This is a genomic window from Candidatus Accumulibacter propinquus, assembly GCF_056856495.1.
In genome coordinates this window covers 1,928,729-1,943,258 of sequence record NZ_JBSEHC010000003.1, presented here as the reverse complement: position 1 = coordinate 1,943,258, position 14,530 = coordinate 1,928,729, and the positions used below count along the sequence as shown (strand labels likewise).

Genomic DNA, 14,530 nt, shown 5'->3' with positions numbered 1-14,530 from the left:
AAGCCCAAGTCGCGCTACTCCGGGAATCCAAGCAATAACTGTTCGACGATCCAGCGCACCTCAGCCTCGCTGAGAAATCGATGCCACGGCGGCATCGGTGTACCGGGCCGCCCGCTGTAGATCGTCGCGACCAGCGAATCGACCGGCTTGTCGCGCAGGGCTTCAGGTCGCAGTGACGGGCCAAGACCGCCTTGCAGCGTCATCCCGTGGCACGAACCGCAATCCTGGCGAACCAGGTGAACCAGTTGCTGCCGGCGTTCGGCGCTCGGCGCCGGCACCGTACTCTCCGCCATCACCACTGGTGCGGACAGTAGAAGGGCAAGTGCAAGGGCAAGACGAAATGGCATGCTTCGGCAATCGGCAAGAGTGCTGCGGCGACAACAGGCGGCGACCAACGATCCGTTGGAACGGCAGACCGCAGTCTGGTCATTCTAGCCGAAGACCTCGTTCAGACGGTCCTTTGAGGCGACCGCGGTGGTGCAGAGAACGACCTTCAAGCGTACGCTGGCTCAGGGCAGTGAAAGAATCCAGCGCACCAGGGTGCGGATGTTATCGAGCCCGGCGCGCTTGTTGGCCGACATGTAGTCGTTACCCCAGGCGCCACCGCCACCATCATGAACCTTGCTCACCAGGGCATCCTCGACCTCCGGCCGGCTACGATAACGTTTGGCGACATCGCGCCAGGCGGGCCCGCGGACGGTTTCATCGACGTCATGGCAGGTCAGGCAGCGACTCCTGTCGGCAAGGTCGAGCATCGCCGGATCGACGGGTGGCGGTGCGGCGATCGCCAGCGGCGAGGCAATGGTCACGACCATGAACAGACCCTGTGGCTTCATCTTGCCATCCTTTATAGAGATATACAGATGCGGACCCTCTACGACCAGCGCAAAAACGGGGAGCAGAGGCTCCCCGTATGGCCACAGAAGATGGTCGGCGATCAGTAGATATCGTGCATCGTGTTATAGACGTTGAACTTGCCGGTCGGCGTTACCAGACGCGGATCCTTGATCACCGTCTTGACCTTGCGAGCCTTGTCATCGACGACGACGATCGCCGATGGTTCGGTCTTGTTGCCAGTCCACACGGAAAACCAGATCTCGTCGCCTTTCTCGTTGTACTCGCCATGCACTACGCGCTGCACGCCCTTGGTCTTGCCGAGATCGGCGGCCGCAGCGAGATCGAGCACTTCAGGCTTGGGATCGGGATTGCCAAGGTCCGCGATGCGATAAACGGTTACCGAACCGGCCAGTTTGGGATCGGGATTGAGCGGCGCATCGGCCCACAGGTTTTCGGACTTCGGATGCGTCTTCACGAACAAGGAGTTGGCACCGTGATTCCTGAGTTCCTGAACGACCTTCCAGGCGTTCTGCGGGTTACCTGCCGGATCGGTCCCGATGATGCTGATCACGTCCGCACCCAGGTGCGATGTCGCCCATACGGGACCAAATTTGGGATGTTTGAAATTGGCGCCACGACCTGGATGGGGAATCTTTGCGGTATCAACCAGAGCAGCCAGTTTGCCTTCCTGGGTATCCACCACCGCCACCTTGTTGGAAGCGTTGGCGGCGACCAGAAAGTAGCGCTTGCTTGAATCCCAGCCGCCGTCATGCAGGAACTTGGCGGAGTTGATCGTCGTTTCCTTCAGATTGGCGAGATCCGAGTAGTTGACCAGGCGGATCATGCCCGTTTCCTTGATGTTGATCACCCACTCGGGCTTGCTCTCGGAAGCCACGATCGAGGCCACACGCGGTTCTGGATGGTAGTTGCCGTCAACCGTATTGCCGCGCGTCGAAACGTTCTTCAGTGGTTCGAGGGTCAGACCATCGAGAATCGTGTACTGCGGTGGCCAGTAGGAACCGACCACGGCATACTTGTCTTCATAACCCTTGAACTTCGTTGTTTCGATCGAACGTGCCTCAAAGCCGGCTTTCAGCGTGGCAACCGTCGTCGGCACTTCGCTCCAGAGGTCGATGAGGTCGTAGCGGCCGTCACGACCAATGACATGCAGGTAGCGTCCGGAGGTCGACATGCGCGAGATATGGACGGCATAGCCGGTCTTGATGATCGCCCAGATGGTCTTCTTGTCGCCGTCGATCAACGCCACCTCACCGGAATCGCGCAGCGTCACCGCGAAGACGTTGGCCAGGTTGACCTTGTTCATCTGCCTGGTTGGACGCTTGTCCACCGGGATCAGCAGCTTCCAGCTTCCCTTGATGTCCGCCAGGCTCCACTCGGGCGGGGCTTCGGCCGGCATCTGGACATAGGCCGCCATGTTGGCGATCTCCTTCTTGGTCAGAATGTCGTCGAAGTTGGGCATGCCGCCTTCAGTGCCGTAGGACATGATCTTTTCGAGACGCGAAGTGCCGAGCTTGCTGGTATTGGCCGGCTCGAGGTTCTTGCCGGTAGCACCCTTTCGCAACATGCCATGACATCCTGCGCAACGTTCGAAATAGGTCTTGCCCGATGCCGCCTTGTCCTCCGCCGACAAGGTCGGCGCCGCGGTCACTCCGCCAGTTGCCGGCACTGGTGCAGCGGTCTTCTCGGCCGTCGCCGCAAAAGCCACACTCATCGCGAACGGCAGTGCCGCCAGCATCACTACCCCACGAATTCCCTTCTGCATGCCTTGCTCCCTCTCTTCTTGAAATTGCTCGACTATTGCCCGCGCGCGGACCCCTTCCAGACATCGCTCAGGATGGCATGCCTGTACGGTTCGATTCCTTGACCTTCGTCAAATATTGCGAACCGACGCGGCAATGCCCGAATGAGTCTCCACGCGGGTTGAAATGTGCCTGCCGGGGCGCTTATGCTTGCACCTCAGATTCAGAGATGGGAAAACAGGTATGACTCAAAAGCCCACGTCACCACTAGTCGGAACCGTCTACATCGTCGGCAGCGGCCCGGGTGACCTCGACCTGCTGACGCTACGCGCCGCCCGTCTTATTGGCGAGGCCGATGCCATTGTCTACGACCATCTGATTGCCGAAGGCGTACTCGGACTGGCTCGGCCGGAAGCCGAGAAGATCTACGCCGGCAAGGAAAGCTCGAAGCACAGCGTGCCGCAGCACGAACTCAACCGGTTACTCGTGAGTCTTGCGCGCGCGGGCCGGAATGTCGTTCGCCTCAAGGGCGGCGACCCCTTCGTCTTCGGACGCGGTGGCGAGGAGATCGAAACCCTGGTCGACTCGGGAATTCCCTTCGAGGTGGTTCCGGGAGTCACGTCCGCAGTCGGCTGCGCCGCCTACGCCGGCATTCCGCTGACACATCGCGAGCACGCACAGGCTGTCGCCTTCGCTACCGGACACCTCAAGGACGGAACAATCAACCTTGACTGGCCTTCGCTGGCACGGCCGCGATTGACCGTCGTGTTCTACATGGGCGTCGGCACCCTTGCCGAGATCTGCCGCCAGATGATCGCGCACGGCCTGCCACCCGATCACCCCGCGGCAGTGGTGCAAAACGGCACGACCCAGCGGCAGCGGGTGTTGACCGCCGATCTCGCGACCCTGCCCGGGAAAGTCGCAGCAGCCGGCGTCACGGCGCCGGCACTGATCATTGTCGGTACGGTAGTGCTCCTGCACCGGAAGCTCGCCTGGTTTAGCCCGCGGCTGCCCGACAGACCCGACTGAATTCCGCTTCTACAGGAGCACAGCCAGCGCCAGCAGGACGCCAAAAAGGAACTGCAGGCGAGCAGTTGCAACCAGCAACTGGTTGAAGGCTGGCCCCAGCGCCGCCTGTCGGAAACGTTTGGTCAACCGCAGTACGGGCGGCAGCGTCAGCAGCGTCAAGACCAGCCAGACGCCTCGCTCGATGAGCAGCGCGAGGCAGGGCAACAGCACAAACGGGAGCAGCAGTTCGCCGCCATAGACCCACCCTGCAGCGCGCCGGCCAAGCACGACGGCCAGAGTCCTCCTGCCGGCCCGGCGATCGGTATCGAGATCACGGGTGTTGTTCACCGTGATCACCGCAGCCGCGAACAGCCCGACCATCGCTCCGGCGAGGAGCGCAGCAGGGCTGATCGACAGGGTCTGCAGATAATAGCTGCCACCGACCGCCACCAGACCGAAGAACAACAGCACGAACACCTCCCCGAGCGGCGTATAGCCGATCGGCCGCGGCCCGCCGGTGTAGGCCCAGCCGGCAAGCAGCGAAGCCAGCCCGATAAGGACCATCGGCCAGCCACCGTGGTAGGCAAGGTAGGTCCCGAAGTTGAAGGCCAAGGCAAAGGCGATCCACGCCCCCCGCCGCACGGCAGCGGCCGGCAGCCAGCCCATCGCCGTGGCACGTGGCGGTCCCAGACGGTCCGGCGTATCGATTCCACGCTCGAAGTCGGCCACATCGTTGTGCAGATTGGTCCCGATCTGGATCAGCAGCACCGCCAGCAGCGCGAGGAGCGCCAGCCACCAGTGCAGGTCGCCTTGCTGCGACCACGCCAGGGCGTGCCCCAGGATGACCGGGACCACCGAGACGCTCAGGGTCTGCGGGCGCATGGCGAGCCACCAGGCGCCCATCGGTGAGGGCCGCACGGCATTCAACGTGAACAAGCGCGCTGCGCGCCGATCCGGCAACTGTTTGCCTGGCCGAAACAGGCCATGCGCAGGCGGCGTGCTATAATCCGGCGCTTTGCAGACACATGCCGTCGCTGGGTTGGTGCGAGAGGGTGACTCGAACAAAATCCCAAAATCCTTGCTGCAAGTGGCTTTAGACTATTGTCATTTTGCAGTTACCCCGAAAGTTACCCCACTATTGACCTAGCTGCGCACGAAAGCGCATAGCGCCGCATACGGCATTCTCCCACAACTTCCAGCCTTGCTGAGCGGGCGTATCACACCAACCGGTGGAGTTCCGAAGGAGCATCCAGAGCCCTGCCGCAACAGTCACACGACCGTTACCTGGTATCGTTCGGCCAGGCTAACGCCGGCTCCCATGGGGTGGCGTAAACCATAACGCCAAAGGCTGTATCACTATGGGCGACTCTCTCGGGACACAGCACGCACTACTGACAGCACATCCACCACAGTGCACTGTCAGCCATTGCTTGTTGGTCGCTTACGCGACGTTCTGAATCAGCAGAACTTCGACAAGTTGCCCAGCAGCACCAGCGGCTTCAAGGGCAAGCGCGACTTTTGCACCCGAGGTGACCCAGGTGATAGCGCGGCCGCTGGAGTCAGATTTCAGCGTGGCGCCTACAGCAAACGCCGCGCCTGATTCAATTGTGGCGGTCCCCATCACGTCGACAGCTACGGCATTTCCAGACACGCCAGACGAACGAGACGCGCCAAGTACGTTGGCGTCGGCTCCCGCTTGGGAGCCGGACGGGGTGACGAAACGGCAAGCGGAAACGGTACCGGTCAAGACGGATGTCAAAGTCAAAATTGCACGGGATAGAGTGGACACGTGTGCATTCCCTCAGTTGGGTTGTTTGGTGATCAGGACCGCGACGAGGCGATAATAGCGGCGAGGTAATCGGTGCCGGGGTGTTCAGCCTGGTAAGCGCTTCCAGATAAATTTTTCGAGTTAAGCCAGTATGCCTGCATACTGTCCGCTCCAACCTCCGGAATGCCTCGCCATGTCCCGCAGAGCCAAAAAGTTCACCCTCACAGCACAAGAGCGCCAGCAACTGACGCAGGTAGAGGAGCGAGGCAGTGACTGGCGCGAACGCCGGCGAGCCCGGACCGTACTTCTCCTGGCTGAAGGAGGGTCCCTTGACGGAGTGGCGAAACAGCAGAAGCTCCACAAGGAAACCGTAGCCAACCACAGGGATGCCTGGCTGGCCAGGGGGTTCATCGGGCTGCGCGACCTGCCGCGCAGTGGTGCCCCTCGCAAACTATCGGAAACGTATCAGCAGGTACTCTGCGCCTGGGCGACGGCTGAGGCCTGTACGGCCCCCCAGTTGAGGGACCGCCTGTCAGAGGAACATGGCGTACAGGTTTCGGTGGGAGTGGTTCAGGCGGCCTTGAAAGAGAAGAACTATGTCTGGAAAAGGACCCGGCACAGTCTAAAAAAAACGGGATGAGGCGAAATTTCGAGCAGCCCAGGTAGAAATAGATGAATTGCTTGAAAAAACAAAGCTTGGCGAACTCACTTTATCGTATATGGATGAAGCCGGCTTTGTGCAGACCCAGCCCAATCGGAGCGCCTGGACCGAGACAGGAGAGGTGCACCTCATCACGGCCGCGCGGGGAAAGCGTCTGAATGTGATGGCCGCGTTGATCTCGACGGGTGAATTGTTCACGGCCAAGTTCTGGGAGACAACGACCGCAGCTCTTTTTGGCGGCTTCCTCGGTCTCCTCCTGGAAAGCGTCGGCAGACCCCTGACGGTGATTCTGGACAATGCTTCCATCCACAAAGCGAAGGAAATCCAGACCCTGTTGGCCCTGCTGAAAGAGAAGGGCCTCACGCTTTACTTCCTGCCACCCTACAGTCCGGAACTGAACCGCATCGAGAAGCTCTGGCACAAAATGAAGTACGAGTGGATGGCCTTCAAAGCACGGAACTCTGCCGGGCTTGAGGCTGACGTCGACAAAATTCTGGACGGTTTCGGCTCTCATTATCGAATGACTTTTTGCTAGGCGCTTAACGCTTGGCGTTTTCATGCATCGCCTGGCGCTCGATCTGCTCCTCGGAAATTGCCGCCGGCGAATCCGATGCAACCGCCTTGACGGCGGCGAGGTAATCGGTACCGGGGTACTCAGCCTGGTAACGCATGGCCTTTTCATGCATCGCCTGGCGCTCGATCTGCTCCTCGGAAATTGCCGCCGGCGAATCCGATGCAACCGCCTTGACGGCGGCGAGGTAATCGGTGCCGGGGTGCTCAGCCTGGTAACGCTTGGCCTTTTCGTGCAGCGCCTGGCGCTCGTCAGCGGGGCTGTGGGACGTTCGGCAAACGCGACCCGCTGCTGTAATGCCAGCGCGGGCGCGCAAGCGAGCCACCTCGGCCATTGCTGCGGCCTGCTCCGGTGTGCAGGTTGCGGTGCGCCCCGACTGGGAAAATGCTTTCTTTCGCAGGTTCTCCCGGTCTCGATTTTCAAATCTCTCCCGGTCTTCTGCGCTCATGAGTTGTAGTTCGATCATCGTGCAAATCCTCCAAAATTGGTGAAATGTAGGCCCGGACGGACCGGTTAAGAATTTCTCTTACTCTTTCACTATTGCGAGTTCTTTAAGGATGTGATCGCGATCGGAGATCAGTTCAGCGAGCTTCGTTTCCATCCTATGAAGTTGCGCTACCCTCTCTTTCCTTGGTGGCCCTACTTCCTTCGGCCAGTCCGGTTTAACTGTCTCGTCTAGGACTCTGCGTATACCTTGCTTTATCGCGTCTCGAAAAATAAAGAACAGCGCCTTTTCGGAAATACCAAAGTCCAAGGAGCCGAATCCGACGACCGGACGCTCAAAAGGAATTGGGCAATTGCCATTGAACACCGCCATGAAATCGGCCAGCGTTTCATGACCGATCCGTTTGGACATGTAGAAATTTCGCATTGTTGAATCGCTTCCGAGCAATTCCTGACGAACCTGCCTTGGGTACTGATCAGCAAGATGGTCATACCGAGTTTCCACAAAATCACAGAAGTCCGGCATTATGGAGCAGCCACCCCAACCCCTTGGGAGCCGTCCCGGCGCCGACCATTTTTTTCCGGCGAGCGCATTCTATGAGCCCAGCCACGGATACACTGGTACGCATGACATACCCCCGTGAGCCCCTGCGATGAGTCTGCATTTCCTGCTGAAAGCCGAAGCCCGGACGCGGTCCCTGGTGCAGGTCCTGGGCATGAGCGACGATGACGCTTTTACCCTGTTCCGGCGAGTGCGCTGGGGTGATGGGGACGAAGTGGTCTGCCCACACTGCGGTCTGGTGCACCGGCACTACTTCCGGCCGACCCGGAAGATCTGGCGCTGTGCAGGCTGCCAGGAAGACTTTTCCGTCACCTCCGGGACGATTTTCGCCTTCCACAAGCTGCCGCTCCGCCTGTACCTGGCGGCGGTGATCCTGTTTGCCAACGCCGTGAAGGGCATTTCCGCGCTGCAGGTAGGCCGTGACTTGGGCGTGTCCCACAAGACCGCCTACGTCCTCCTGCACAAGATACGGGAAAGCCTGCTGGTGGACCGGGATGAATCGGCCTTGACGGGTCAGGTTCACGTCGACGGGGCGTATGTCGGCGGGAAGGTGCGAGCGGAGAACAAGAAGGAAGACCGGGTGGACCGGCGCCTGGCGGAGAATCAAGATCCGGACAAGCGCTGTATTCTGGTGATGCGCGAGGCGCACACCGAAGCGGAGGTGGAGTCCGGCCACGCCGGGGCCAGGAAGACGCTCACCTTCATCGTGAAGAATGAGAACCAGGCCGACCTCGGCAAACTGGCGCCGACCTACATCGCCCCGGGTGCGGTGATCTGTGCCGACGAATCCGAGGCCTACGACCTGCTGCCTGCCAAGTACGAGGTCCGCCGGGTGAACCACAGCCAGGAGTACCGCGCCGATGACGGCACGACCAACAACCTTGCCGAATCGTACTTCTCCCGCTTCCGCCGCTTCCAGATCGGCCAGGTCCACAAGCTTGCGCCGAAGTACCTCGACAATTATGCCCACGAGATTGCCTACCGGGAAGACACCCGGCGCTGGAGCAACGGCCACATTTTCCTGGATATCGTCGGCAAGTGCGCCCGTGCCCTGGTCAGCCGGGACTGGTGCGGATACTGGCAAGGCAACCACCGGCTGGGGGACAGCCTGGCGCTGTGAAAGCGTCATGCGACTGACCACGTCGCGCCGTGTCCGTCACGGCCGGCGGCGATCAGCGTGCCTGTGCGCTCCAGGCGATGCACGACGGCAATGGCGTTCTTCTGCATCTGCTCGATCATGACCGGGGTGGATTCCAGGCCTTGGCGTGCCGCCAGGGCTTCGCCGATCTGGCGACTGCTCAGCGCCGCGCCTTGCGCCTCGCGGAAGATGTCCAGAACCATGCGCTGGCATTCTCCCGGCCGGAAGAAGCGGTTGCGCGTCCGAGGCTCCTTGGCTCGGATCGTCCGCAAGTCGATTTCCGGGGAAAACAGCTTGAGGGTCGCGTCCAGGTGGGCCAGATCAGCCGCCAGTCGCCCCATTTCCTTCTTGTGATGCTCGATCAGCCCGGCCATCTCGGCGCGCTTGCTTACCAGGGCCGTCACCACGTGGCTCTCTGCCATGAAAAGTGCTCCTGTTCGTCGAAAACAGGTGCATTTTGGCCGAACCGACCGTCGGCCGCCGGGGGTGGCTGCTCCATAATGCCGCAGAAGTCGAGATATGGCAACGGTAGAGCAACCAGGGCGGCCCGGTCCTGCTCCAGGTTGGCGATATCCTTGTTCAGCTCCGAGAGTCGGCCTTTGACACCGCCGAGTGCATCTCTGAGCGATGAAAAATTGAAAATGCCCATAGTTTGGGACTCCTTCTGTGTTTGGATGGGCGCAGTATTCGTAAATCGGAGACTCGCTTGAAGGCGAAGGTTTCACGTCAATTTGTCATGGTCTCTCGGAAGCAATACGCTGAATTTGACGAACGCTCTTACCAAAGAACATAGCCAGTGATCGAGCGCTGTTGCCGTTCTTCAGGCCTAGCCGAACCAGCCGCTCGATCGTCTCTTTCCGCGGGGAAAGTCCTATGTAAACGGCCGCGCCCCCGTATGCCTGGTGCAGTTCCTTGTCGATCCTGAACAGTTCTTTGTCGGGATCTGGCAGATGGTCAATGAGGGGACGAACCGCAATCAGCGCGGCGTCAATCGGGTCCAGTGGTTCACGATTGGCGTACATGCCTAAATTTTCGTCAGCTTCCACTCTCATACTCCACGGGATCATCATCAAATCCGGCGACGCCGGTATGTTCACCAGCCTTCTGGCCTTCGTCTGGAGATAGATCGCGCGGCGGCGTCTCGTCCTGCAGATCGGCGAGCGTTATGGCTGCCGCAATGTTTCGCGCGCGGGCGATCTCGACGACGATCAGGTTCAGCACCGCGGCCGAAAGAGAAGGGGTGCGGCGCTTGATCATTCTGGGGATGGCGTCGAGAACACTAGCAACCCGGCTGCCGGCCTTGGCCAGCACTTGCTCTATCAGAATCACGGGCGCAAGCTCTCGGCGAGTAAGCGCGTTCTGCATTTCTACCCGCTCCCGTTGCGCTTTGGCAAGGCGCGCACGTTCCGTTGCCAGATCAATCGATCCGTCAGCTTCCCGGCCGGCGGCCTTCTCTCGAAGGTGGCGGATGTAAGCGAATCTCATATCGTCAAGCGTTGATTCGCGCCAATCGATACCTAAGCGCTGCACCAGATCGCTAACCGCTGGCTGGCTAAGGTCAAGGTGTTCTGCAATGGTCTGTTGAGTCAGCAAGCTATAACCCCTTTAATAATGATTCGCATCTAGCTATAGAACGCGGCGCTTCGTACCCGCACTGGAGATGTCGCCGGGAGGACCCAATCACTGATACATTCCAGTGGTTGATCTGGCTCAAGGTGGAACACCCCGCAAGATACTGTCGAAAAACTCGAAAAACACCACAGGGCAAGGGTTTGAGGGCAATAAGTGCCTGTCGAAAAACATCGAAAAACCAGAACTCACTGCTCAGACTGTCCCGGTCTTTCGGGTTTTTCGATGTTTTTCTATAGGGGCAAACAGCCCTGCAGCCCTTGCCCTGTGGTGTTTTTCGAGTTTTTCGACAGTTTCTACTGGTGTCTGTGATCATCTGTAACTGACTGAATGTACAAGTAAAAATAGTTAAAAATGGCTTATGGCGAAAAACCGAATCACTCGAAAAACAGCTTTGGGTTCATGCGTACCAGCGTCGTTGCCCGCGCTCCCGCGTTCGGCAGCTTCTCGACCTTCACCACGTCGCCCTGTTCCAGACGCTCTATCGCCTTGTCGAGCTTGGCCACGGACCGGAAGCGGCCTTCGAGCGCCTTCTGGCATTCGCTCTTCTTGAACGTCGGTCTTCCTTGGTCGATTGACCACTTCACGATCGCCGCCGCGTCGGCGTCGATGGGATCAGCACCCAGCAAGCCGAAGGCTGCATGCGCATGCGGGATCAACAGGCGGCAAAGCGCCACCGCCTGCCCGGTCGCGATCGCCCCGACAGTATTCGTCGCCTGGCCCGACTCTGCCAGCTCGAACAGCGCCGCAATCCGCGCCGCAGCACCCGGCAACTTGCTTGCCCAATCGGCGATCGATTCAAGCTTTCCACGCGGCGCCAGGTCCTTCTCGATCTCGGCCGAGAAGTCGAGCCACACCGCGCGCGCCTCGGCGGTCATGCCAAGCACCCGCGGCTTCCCGGCGAGCAGATCGCGCACTTCGAGTAGGCCATGCAGGCGCGCCTCATACTCGTCCCGGATATGGCGGGGAATCGACCAGCGCCGGCGAACGTCGCGCGATCCAACGTTGCTTGGCGGAATGGCAAACAGGAAGCGAGCCATCAGCCCACTGTCGCGAAAGCGCCTGCTGCTCGCCACTTCCGCCAACACGCCCGGCTGCAGGGCTAGACCAAACGACAGCGCCGGCTTGTCAACGTGCGCCGTCCGCCCCGCGCGATCCACCCGCAGCGCTGTCCCGGCGTGGCCCTGCAGGAACACATCCAGGCTCGCGATTCCGCCCGAATACAGCCCGGCCATGATGAGGAATATCCCGGCCTCGTCGCACAGCACTGACATGCGCTCGCCGTGATCGACGAGCAACGCCTGCAGACGTTCCGCCGTGCAATCGCCGGTGAATAGTCGAGGCGCGCGGATCTCGGAAGGCATTTCGTTCTCTTCCCGCTCAATCGCTTTGCGGATGTTCTCGCGGTCTTCGTCCTTCTCCGCGGCCACCGCGTCCTTGATCAGCTTCTCGATTCTCTTTTTTGCCACGGCTCGCGCCGATGTCACGCGCGCGATCTCCGGCCTGAGTCGGTCACGCTCAAGCTCCTCCCAATGAACGAGGGGCGCCGACAGGGCATTGATTACCGCCGTCTTCCGCGCACCGCTGGGCATCGCAGGCAAGGTCCAGATGCTCAGCGGCTCGGTATAGTCGTCGTCTTCGCCCCAGGGCGCGACTTCGTACTGCCGGTGAAGGCAGGTAGCCAGGACCGAAAGGCAGATCAGCACCGCCATGGCGGGGGGTGTCTGCGTCGAGTCGACCTCTGCGCCGGCCATGTACCCCACCCAGCCGGGCAACAGGGATACCGGCAGATCAGGAACCGCAACCTGACCGGGCATGATCGGATCGGGCCAACTTTCGCCGATGCGCCGAACTTCAGCATCGCGTTTCGTCGAGGTCGTCAGGGCGGCCTTGGATGGCGCCAGGGCTTGCGAGATTACCGCGGAGACTGCGCCCGCGCCGGCCACTGCGGCCAGGTCGTTGAAGTCGGTGCGTTCAGCCATGGGAGGCCATATCGAAGGAGGGAACGGCCAGCGCTGCACCCACGGCCGCGGCCGCTCTCCGGCCGGCAGTCAGGCCTGGATTGCCAGGGGTCGCCTGGTCGTTGTCGGCGCAGATGCACAATGCCAAGTCGGGAAACTTGGCACGCAAAGCGCGTGCGACCGGTTCAAGGTTGGCTGCGTCGAAGGCTATAGCCGTTGAGTGCCGGGTGGCCTCGTAGATCGTCACGCCGGTGGCGTAGCCCTCGCAGATACAAACGACACGCCCAAGGGCGCCGATGGCGTGGTAACAGCCTTTCTTGCGGCCACCCGTCAGGAAGGTCTTTCGCCCATCGCAGGCGATGAACTGCAGCGAATGCAGGTTGCCATCGGCATCCCGCAAGGGAATGACGAGCTGCTCGCGAAGACAGCGGATGCCGAAGGCGGAAACGGCCTTCCGCACCAGGTACGGGTGAGAACTTAAAGCGGGCTTTGCCCGCCCCCAAAGCTTTGCCGCCCGGTCACGTGCAGACGCGTGCACCCTGGCCTGCTCGGCATCCCGCGCCGCGCGCGCGGCCTCTCTGCGCTGTGCCAGGATCTCGCGTTCAGCATCGCTCATGGCGGTGTGCTGATCCGGTCGCCAGGTGCAGCACTGGCCCGTTTTCCACGAACCAAAGGCGGCATGCGCCGGCGCCGTAAGATCGAGCAGGTACCATCCATTCAGGCTTCCGGCCTTGTCGCCTTCCACCCGATACCGATGCAAGCCGCCATCTGCCACCAGGTCAGCCGGTCTGAGCATCGCGATGCCGGCAGCCTGCAGCGCCAACTGAAAATCATCCTGTAGACTCATTGGCTCGCCTCTTCGCCGTCGCTGAACGCATCAACGGCCACCAGGATAGCTTCCCTGTCATTCCCGCCGCGCTGGTACAGGGCATAGCACCGCCCGCAAAGCGGATAGTCAAGGGCTATGGGCATGAACACCTCTACCGGGTACAGGCGAATCATCTTGCGCCGCTTGCGCACGGCCGTGAACGGCTTGCGGCAGCCCGCGCAGACCACCGCCGGTGAACCAATTCGGTACTCGCTATTGACGAATGCGTAAGCCGGGAGAACGTCGGCAATGGTTTTACCGGCAGGAAGTTCAACCAAGTTGTGCAAGGGCTTCATCGCTCGCCCTCTTGGTCGTCGCGTTGTCGCTCTTTCAGCGCCTCCGCGCACATCCCCATGATGTGACCACAGCCAATCAAGGATGCAGGAGTAAACTCGGCTACCGTATCCGTAGCGTAGAAAACCTGTTGCATGAAATGCAGCACGGCGCGCACGGCATCGCGGGTATCTTCGCCGGGGCAATCGTCAATTCGTAGCGTGCTCATTTGGACACCACTGCATGCCATTGACGGTGCCAGGACTCCAGCGCGGCCTGTCGCCGCTCGCGGCGCAGCGATTCGCGAACGTCGCAAAAGCCGCATTCCACGCGATCAGCCGCGACGTTGACGTCGATTTCGCCAATTTCAGCCAACTCGACGAGGGTAGAAAGCGCAGCAGCGACCTTCTCCAAATCACACCGCGGCGATTCAAGCGCTGCCAGGGCCAGGCCGGCAACGGCGGCAATCTTGGTAAATGCCCGTTGTGCGAGTGCGTCCACTTCCGTAACAGCGGCTTTCAGGCGCAAGAGTTCTTGGGTCTTGTTCTGCTCAGCCACGGAACACCCCGCTTTCAGCATCAACGAGGAATGCAGCCAGCGCGCCCGGGATCTGGTCGGCGCTACCGTGAATGGCATCCTGCAGCGGATAGGTCGCCTCGATCAGCGCGCGTGTGGCGGGGTCGGTAGCCACCAGCCGGCCGGCATTGATGGCTTCGAGCAGTTCCAGGGCGACCGCGGCCAGGGCGATGATGCCTTCGGGTTCGATGCTGCTGGCAAGGGTTTGAAGCGTGCGGGATTTTTGGCGCGCGGCGGCGCCGATGGTTTCGGGCATGGTGATGCTCCTATTCGGGCGGTGATGTTTTCCGCCTTCCCCACTTCCACATGGGGAGGGCAGGCCGTGCGGGTGTGGAAGACCGGGAATAGGAACCGGCGAGCACGAATGCTCCCCGCACGGCTGCCCAAAACTTGGGGCCATGCCGACGGACATAAAAAAGCCGCGATGCAGGCGGCTTGTCCGCCTATTCTCCGGGCTTCCACACCCGTATCGCT

21 protein-coding genes are annotated in these 14,530 nt (G+C 60.8%); 4 read left to right on the top strand and 17 right to left on the bottom strand.

What is annotated here, in order from left to right:
- Positions 1-14: 14 nt before the first annotated feature.
- The 3 genes from AC15MQ_RS14770 to AC15MQ_RS14760 form a co-directional block, all read right to left on the bottom strand.
- Positions 15-347, bottom strand: a complete 333-nt coding sequence (locus AC15MQ_RS14770; RefSeq protein WP_434735577.1) for a c-type cytochrome — start codon at positions 345-347, stop codon at positions 15-17.
- A gap of 162 nt (positions 348-509) precedes the next feature.
- Positions 510-836 (bottom strand): c-type cytochrome, encoded by a 327-nt coding sequence (locus AC15MQ_RS14765; RefSeq protein WP_287669717.1) that lies wholly within the window; start codon positions 834-836, stop codon positions 510-512.
- A gap of 101 nt (positions 837-937) precedes the next feature.
- On the bottom strand, positions 938-2,620 hold the full coding sequence (locus AC15MQ_RS14760; RefSeq protein ID WP_287669719.1) for a cytochrome D1 domain-containing protein: 1,683 nt from the start codon (positions 2,618-2,620) through the stop codon (positions 938-940).
- A 220-nt stretch (positions 2,621-2,840) separates the two neighbouring features.
- Here AC15MQ_RS14760 and cobA point away from each other — a divergent pair, with 220 nt between their 5' ends.
- The gene (cobA, locus tag AC15MQ_RS14755; protein ID WP_332336522.1) at positions 2,841-3,626 is read left to right on the top strand and encodes a uroporphyrinogen-III C-methyltransferase; all 786 of its coding nucleotides are present in this window, start codon (positions 2,841-2,843) and stop codon (positions 3,624-3,626) included.
- A 9-nt stretch (positions 3,627-3,635) separates the two neighbouring features.
- Here the strand turns inward: cobA and AC15MQ_RS14750 are convergent, their stop codons facing one another.
- Entirely contained in the window at positions 3,636-4,508 is an 873-nt protein-coding gene (locus AC15MQ_RS14750) for a 1,4-dihydroxy-2-naphthoate polyprenyltransferase (RefSeq protein ID WP_483080655.1), read from the bottom strand.
- Between the two features lie 538 nt (positions 4,509-5,046).
- Positions 5,047-5,394, bottom strand: a complete 348-nt coding sequence (locus AC15MQ_RS14745) for a capsid cement protein (RefSeq protein ID WP_483080500.1) — start codon at positions 5,392-5,394, stop codon at positions 5,047-5,049.
- A gap of 172 nt (positions 5,395-5,566) precedes the next feature.
- Between AC15MQ_RS14745 and AC15MQ_RS14740 the strand changes: the two genes are divergently transcribed.
- Entirely contained in the window at positions 5,567-6,013 is a 447-nt protein-coding gene (locus AC15MQ_RS14740; RefSeq protein WP_287652175.1) for a helix-turn-helix domain-containing protein, read from the top strand.
- Positions 6,014-6,050: 37 nt separating this feature from the next.
- Positions 6,051-6,569 carry an IS630 family transposase gene (locus AC15MQ_RS14735; protein ID WP_483079023.1) on the top strand — a complete coding sequence of 173 codons (519 nt, stop codon included), beginning with the start codon at positions 6,051-6,053 and terminating at the stop codon, positions 6,567-6,569.
- Positions 6,570-6,573: 4 nt separating this feature from the next.
- Here the strand turns inward: AC15MQ_RS14735 and AC15MQ_RS14730 are convergent, their stop codons facing one another.
- On the bottom strand, positions 6,574-7,071 hold the full coding sequence (locus AC15MQ_RS14730) for a hypothetical protein (protein WP_483080499.1): 498 nt from the start codon (positions 7,069-7,071) through the stop codon (positions 6,574-6,576).
- Between the two features lie 60 nt (positions 7,072-7,131).
- Positions 7,132-7,575, bottom strand: coding sequence for a hypothetical protein (locus AC15MQ_RS14725; protein WP_483080498.1), 444 nt, complete (start codon positions 7,573-7,575; stop codon positions 7,132-7,134).
- Positions 7,576-7,702: 127 nt separating this feature from the next.
- Here AC15MQ_RS14725 and AC15MQ_RS14720 point away from each other — a divergent pair, with 127 nt between their 5' ends.
- Positions 7,703-8,731, top strand: a complete 1,029-nt coding sequence (locus AC15MQ_RS14720; RefSeq protein ID WP_483080497.1) for an IS1595 family transposase — start codon at positions 7,703-7,705, stop codon at positions 8,729-8,731.
- A 5-nt stretch (positions 8,732-8,736) separates the two neighbouring features.
- On the opposite strand, the gene AC15MQ_RS14715 is transcribed toward AC15MQ_RS14720, so the two are convergent.
- The 10 genes from AC15MQ_RS14715 to AC15MQ_RS14670 form a co-directional block, all read right to left on the bottom strand.
- Positions 8,737-9,171: a hypothetical protein gene (locus tag AC15MQ_RS14715; RefSeq protein WP_483080496.1), complete on the bottom strand. Its 435-nt coding sequence runs from the start codon at positions 9,169-9,171 to the stop codon at positions 8,737-8,739.
- Positions 9,150-9,398, bottom strand: a complete 249-nt coding sequence (locus AC15MQ_RS14710; RefSeq protein WP_483080495.1) for a hypothetical protein — start codon at positions 9,396-9,398, stop codon at positions 9,150-9,152. The genes AC15MQ_RS14715 and AC15MQ_RS14710 overlap by 22 nt, the downstream gene beginning before the upstream one ends.
- A gap of 85 nt (positions 9,399-9,483) precedes the next feature.
- Complete coding sequence (locus tag AC15MQ_RS14705; protein WP_483080494.1) at positions 9,484-9,795, bottom strand: hypothetical protein; 312 nt, start codon at positions 9,793-9,795, stop codon at positions 9,484-9,486.
- Positions 9,785-10,342, bottom strand: a complete 558-nt coding sequence (locus AC15MQ_RS14700) for a terminase small subunit (RefSeq protein ID WP_483080493.1) — start codon at positions 10,340-10,342, stop codon at positions 9,785-9,787. The genes AC15MQ_RS14705 and AC15MQ_RS14700 overlap by 11 nt, the downstream gene beginning before the upstream one ends.
- Positions 10,343-10,755: 413 nt before the next feature.
- On the bottom strand, positions 10,756-12,360 hold the full coding sequence (locus AC15MQ_RS14695; RefSeq protein WP_483080492.1) for a YfjI family protein: 1,605 nt from the start codon (positions 12,358-12,360) through the stop codon (positions 10,756-10,758).
- Positions 12,353-13,186, bottom strand: coding sequence for a toprim domain-containing protein (locus AC15MQ_RS14690; RefSeq protein WP_483080491.1), 834 nt, complete (start codon positions 13,184-13,186; stop codon positions 12,353-12,355). Before AC15MQ_RS14690 ends, AC15MQ_RS14695 begins: the two co-directional genes overlap by 8 nt.
- Positions 13,183-13,503: a hypothetical protein gene (locus AC15MQ_RS14685; RefSeq protein ID WP_483080490.1), complete on the bottom strand. Its 321-nt coding sequence runs from the start codon at positions 13,501-13,503 to the stop codon at positions 13,183-13,185. Before AC15MQ_RS14685 ends, AC15MQ_RS14690 begins: the two co-directional genes overlap by 4 nt.
- Positions 13,500-13,709 (bottom strand): hypothetical protein, encoded by a 210-nt coding sequence (locus AC15MQ_RS14680; protein WP_483080489.1) that lies wholly within the window; start codon positions 13,707-13,709, stop codon positions 13,500-13,502. Before AC15MQ_RS14680 ends, AC15MQ_RS14685 begins: the two co-directional genes overlap by 4 nt.
- The gene (locus AC15MQ_RS14675; RefSeq protein ID WP_483080488.1) at positions 13,706-14,038 is read right to left on the bottom strand and encodes a hypothetical protein; all 333 of its coding nucleotides are present in this window, start codon (positions 14,036-14,038) and stop codon (positions 13,706-13,708) included. The genes AC15MQ_RS14680 and AC15MQ_RS14675 overlap by 4 nt, the downstream gene beginning before the upstream one ends.
- The gene (locus tag AC15MQ_RS14670; protein WP_483080487.1) at positions 14,031-14,312 is read right to left on the bottom strand and encodes a hypothetical protein; all 282 of its coding nucleotides are present in this window, start codon (positions 14,310-14,312) and stop codon (positions 14,031-14,033) included. The genes AC15MQ_RS14675 and AC15MQ_RS14670 overlap by 8 nt, the downstream gene beginning before the upstream one ends.
- Positions 14,313-14,530 lie beyond the last annotated feature (218 nt).

What these genes read in the sequence shown, in the direction of transcription:
- AC15MQ_RS14750 (WP_483080655.1), bottom strand. Translation starts at nt 4,508, where the DNA reads ATGGGCGCCTGGTGGCTCGCCATGCGCCCGCAGACCCTGAGCGTCTCG.
- AC15MQ_RS14685 (WP_483080490.1), bottom strand. Translation starts at nt 13,503, where the DNA reads ATGAAGCCCTTGCACAACTTGGTTGAACTTCCTGCCGGTAAAACCATT.
- AC15MQ_RS14760 (WP_287669719.1), bottom strand. Translation starts at nt 2,620, where the DNA reads ATGCAGAAGGGAATTCGTGGGGTAGTGATGCTGGCGGCACTGCCGTTC.
- AC15MQ_RS14680 (WP_483080489.1), bottom strand. Translation starts at nt 13,709, where the DNA reads ATGAGCACGCTACGAATTGACGATTGCCCCGGCGAAGATACCCGCGAT.
- cobA (WP_332336522.1), top strand. Translation starts at nt 2,841, where the DNA reads ATGACTCAAAAGCCCACGTCACCACTAGTCGGAACCGTCTACATCGTC.
- AC15MQ_RS14670 (WP_483080487.1), bottom strand. Translation starts at nt 14,312, where the DNA reads ATGCCCGAAACCATCGGCGCCGCCGCGCGCCAAAAATCCCGCACGCTT.
- AC15MQ_RS14695 (WP_483080492.1), bottom strand. Translation starts at nt 12,360, where the DNA reads ATGGCTGAACGCACCGACTTCAACGACCTGGCCGCAGTGGCCGGCGCG.
- AC15MQ_RS14720 (WP_483080497.1), top strand. Translation starts at nt 7,703, where the DNA reads ATGAGTCTGCATTTCCTGCTGAAAGCCGAAGCCCGGACGCGGTCCCTG.
- AC15MQ_RS14770 (WP_434735577.1), bottom strand. Translation starts at nt 347, where the DNA reads ATGCCATTTCGTCTTGCCCTTGCACTTGCCCTTCTACTGTCCGCACCA.
- AC15MQ_RS14765 (WP_287669717.1), bottom strand. Translation starts at nt 836, where the DNA reads ATGAAGCCACAGGGTCTGTTCATGGTCGTGACCATTGCCTCGCCGCTG.
- AC15MQ_RS14730 (WP_483080499.1), bottom strand. Translation starts at nt 7,071, where the DNA reads ATGATCGAACTACAACTCATGAGCGCAGAAGACCGGGAGAGATTTGAA.
- AC15MQ_RS14715 (WP_483080496.1), bottom strand. Translation starts at nt 9,171, where the DNA reads ATGGCAGAGAGCCACGTGGTGACGGCCCTGGTAAGCAAGCGCGCCGAG.
- AC15MQ_RS14740 (WP_287652175.1), top strand. Translation starts at nt 5,567, where the DNA reads ATGTCCCGCAGAGCCAAAAAGTTCACCCTCACAGCACAAGAGCGCCAG.
- AC15MQ_RS14690 (WP_483080491.1), bottom strand. Translation starts at nt 13,186, where the DNA reads ATGAGTCTACAGGATGATTTTCAGTTGGCGCTGCAGGCTGCCGGCATC.
- AC15MQ_RS14725 (WP_483080498.1), bottom strand. Translation starts at nt 7,575, where the DNA reads ATGCCGGACTTCTGTGATTTTGTGGAAACTCGGTATGACCATCTTGCT.
- AC15MQ_RS14710 (WP_483080495.1), bottom strand. Translation starts at nt 9,398, where the DNA reads ATGGGCATTTTCAATTTTTCATCGCTCAGAGATGCACTCGGCGGTGTC.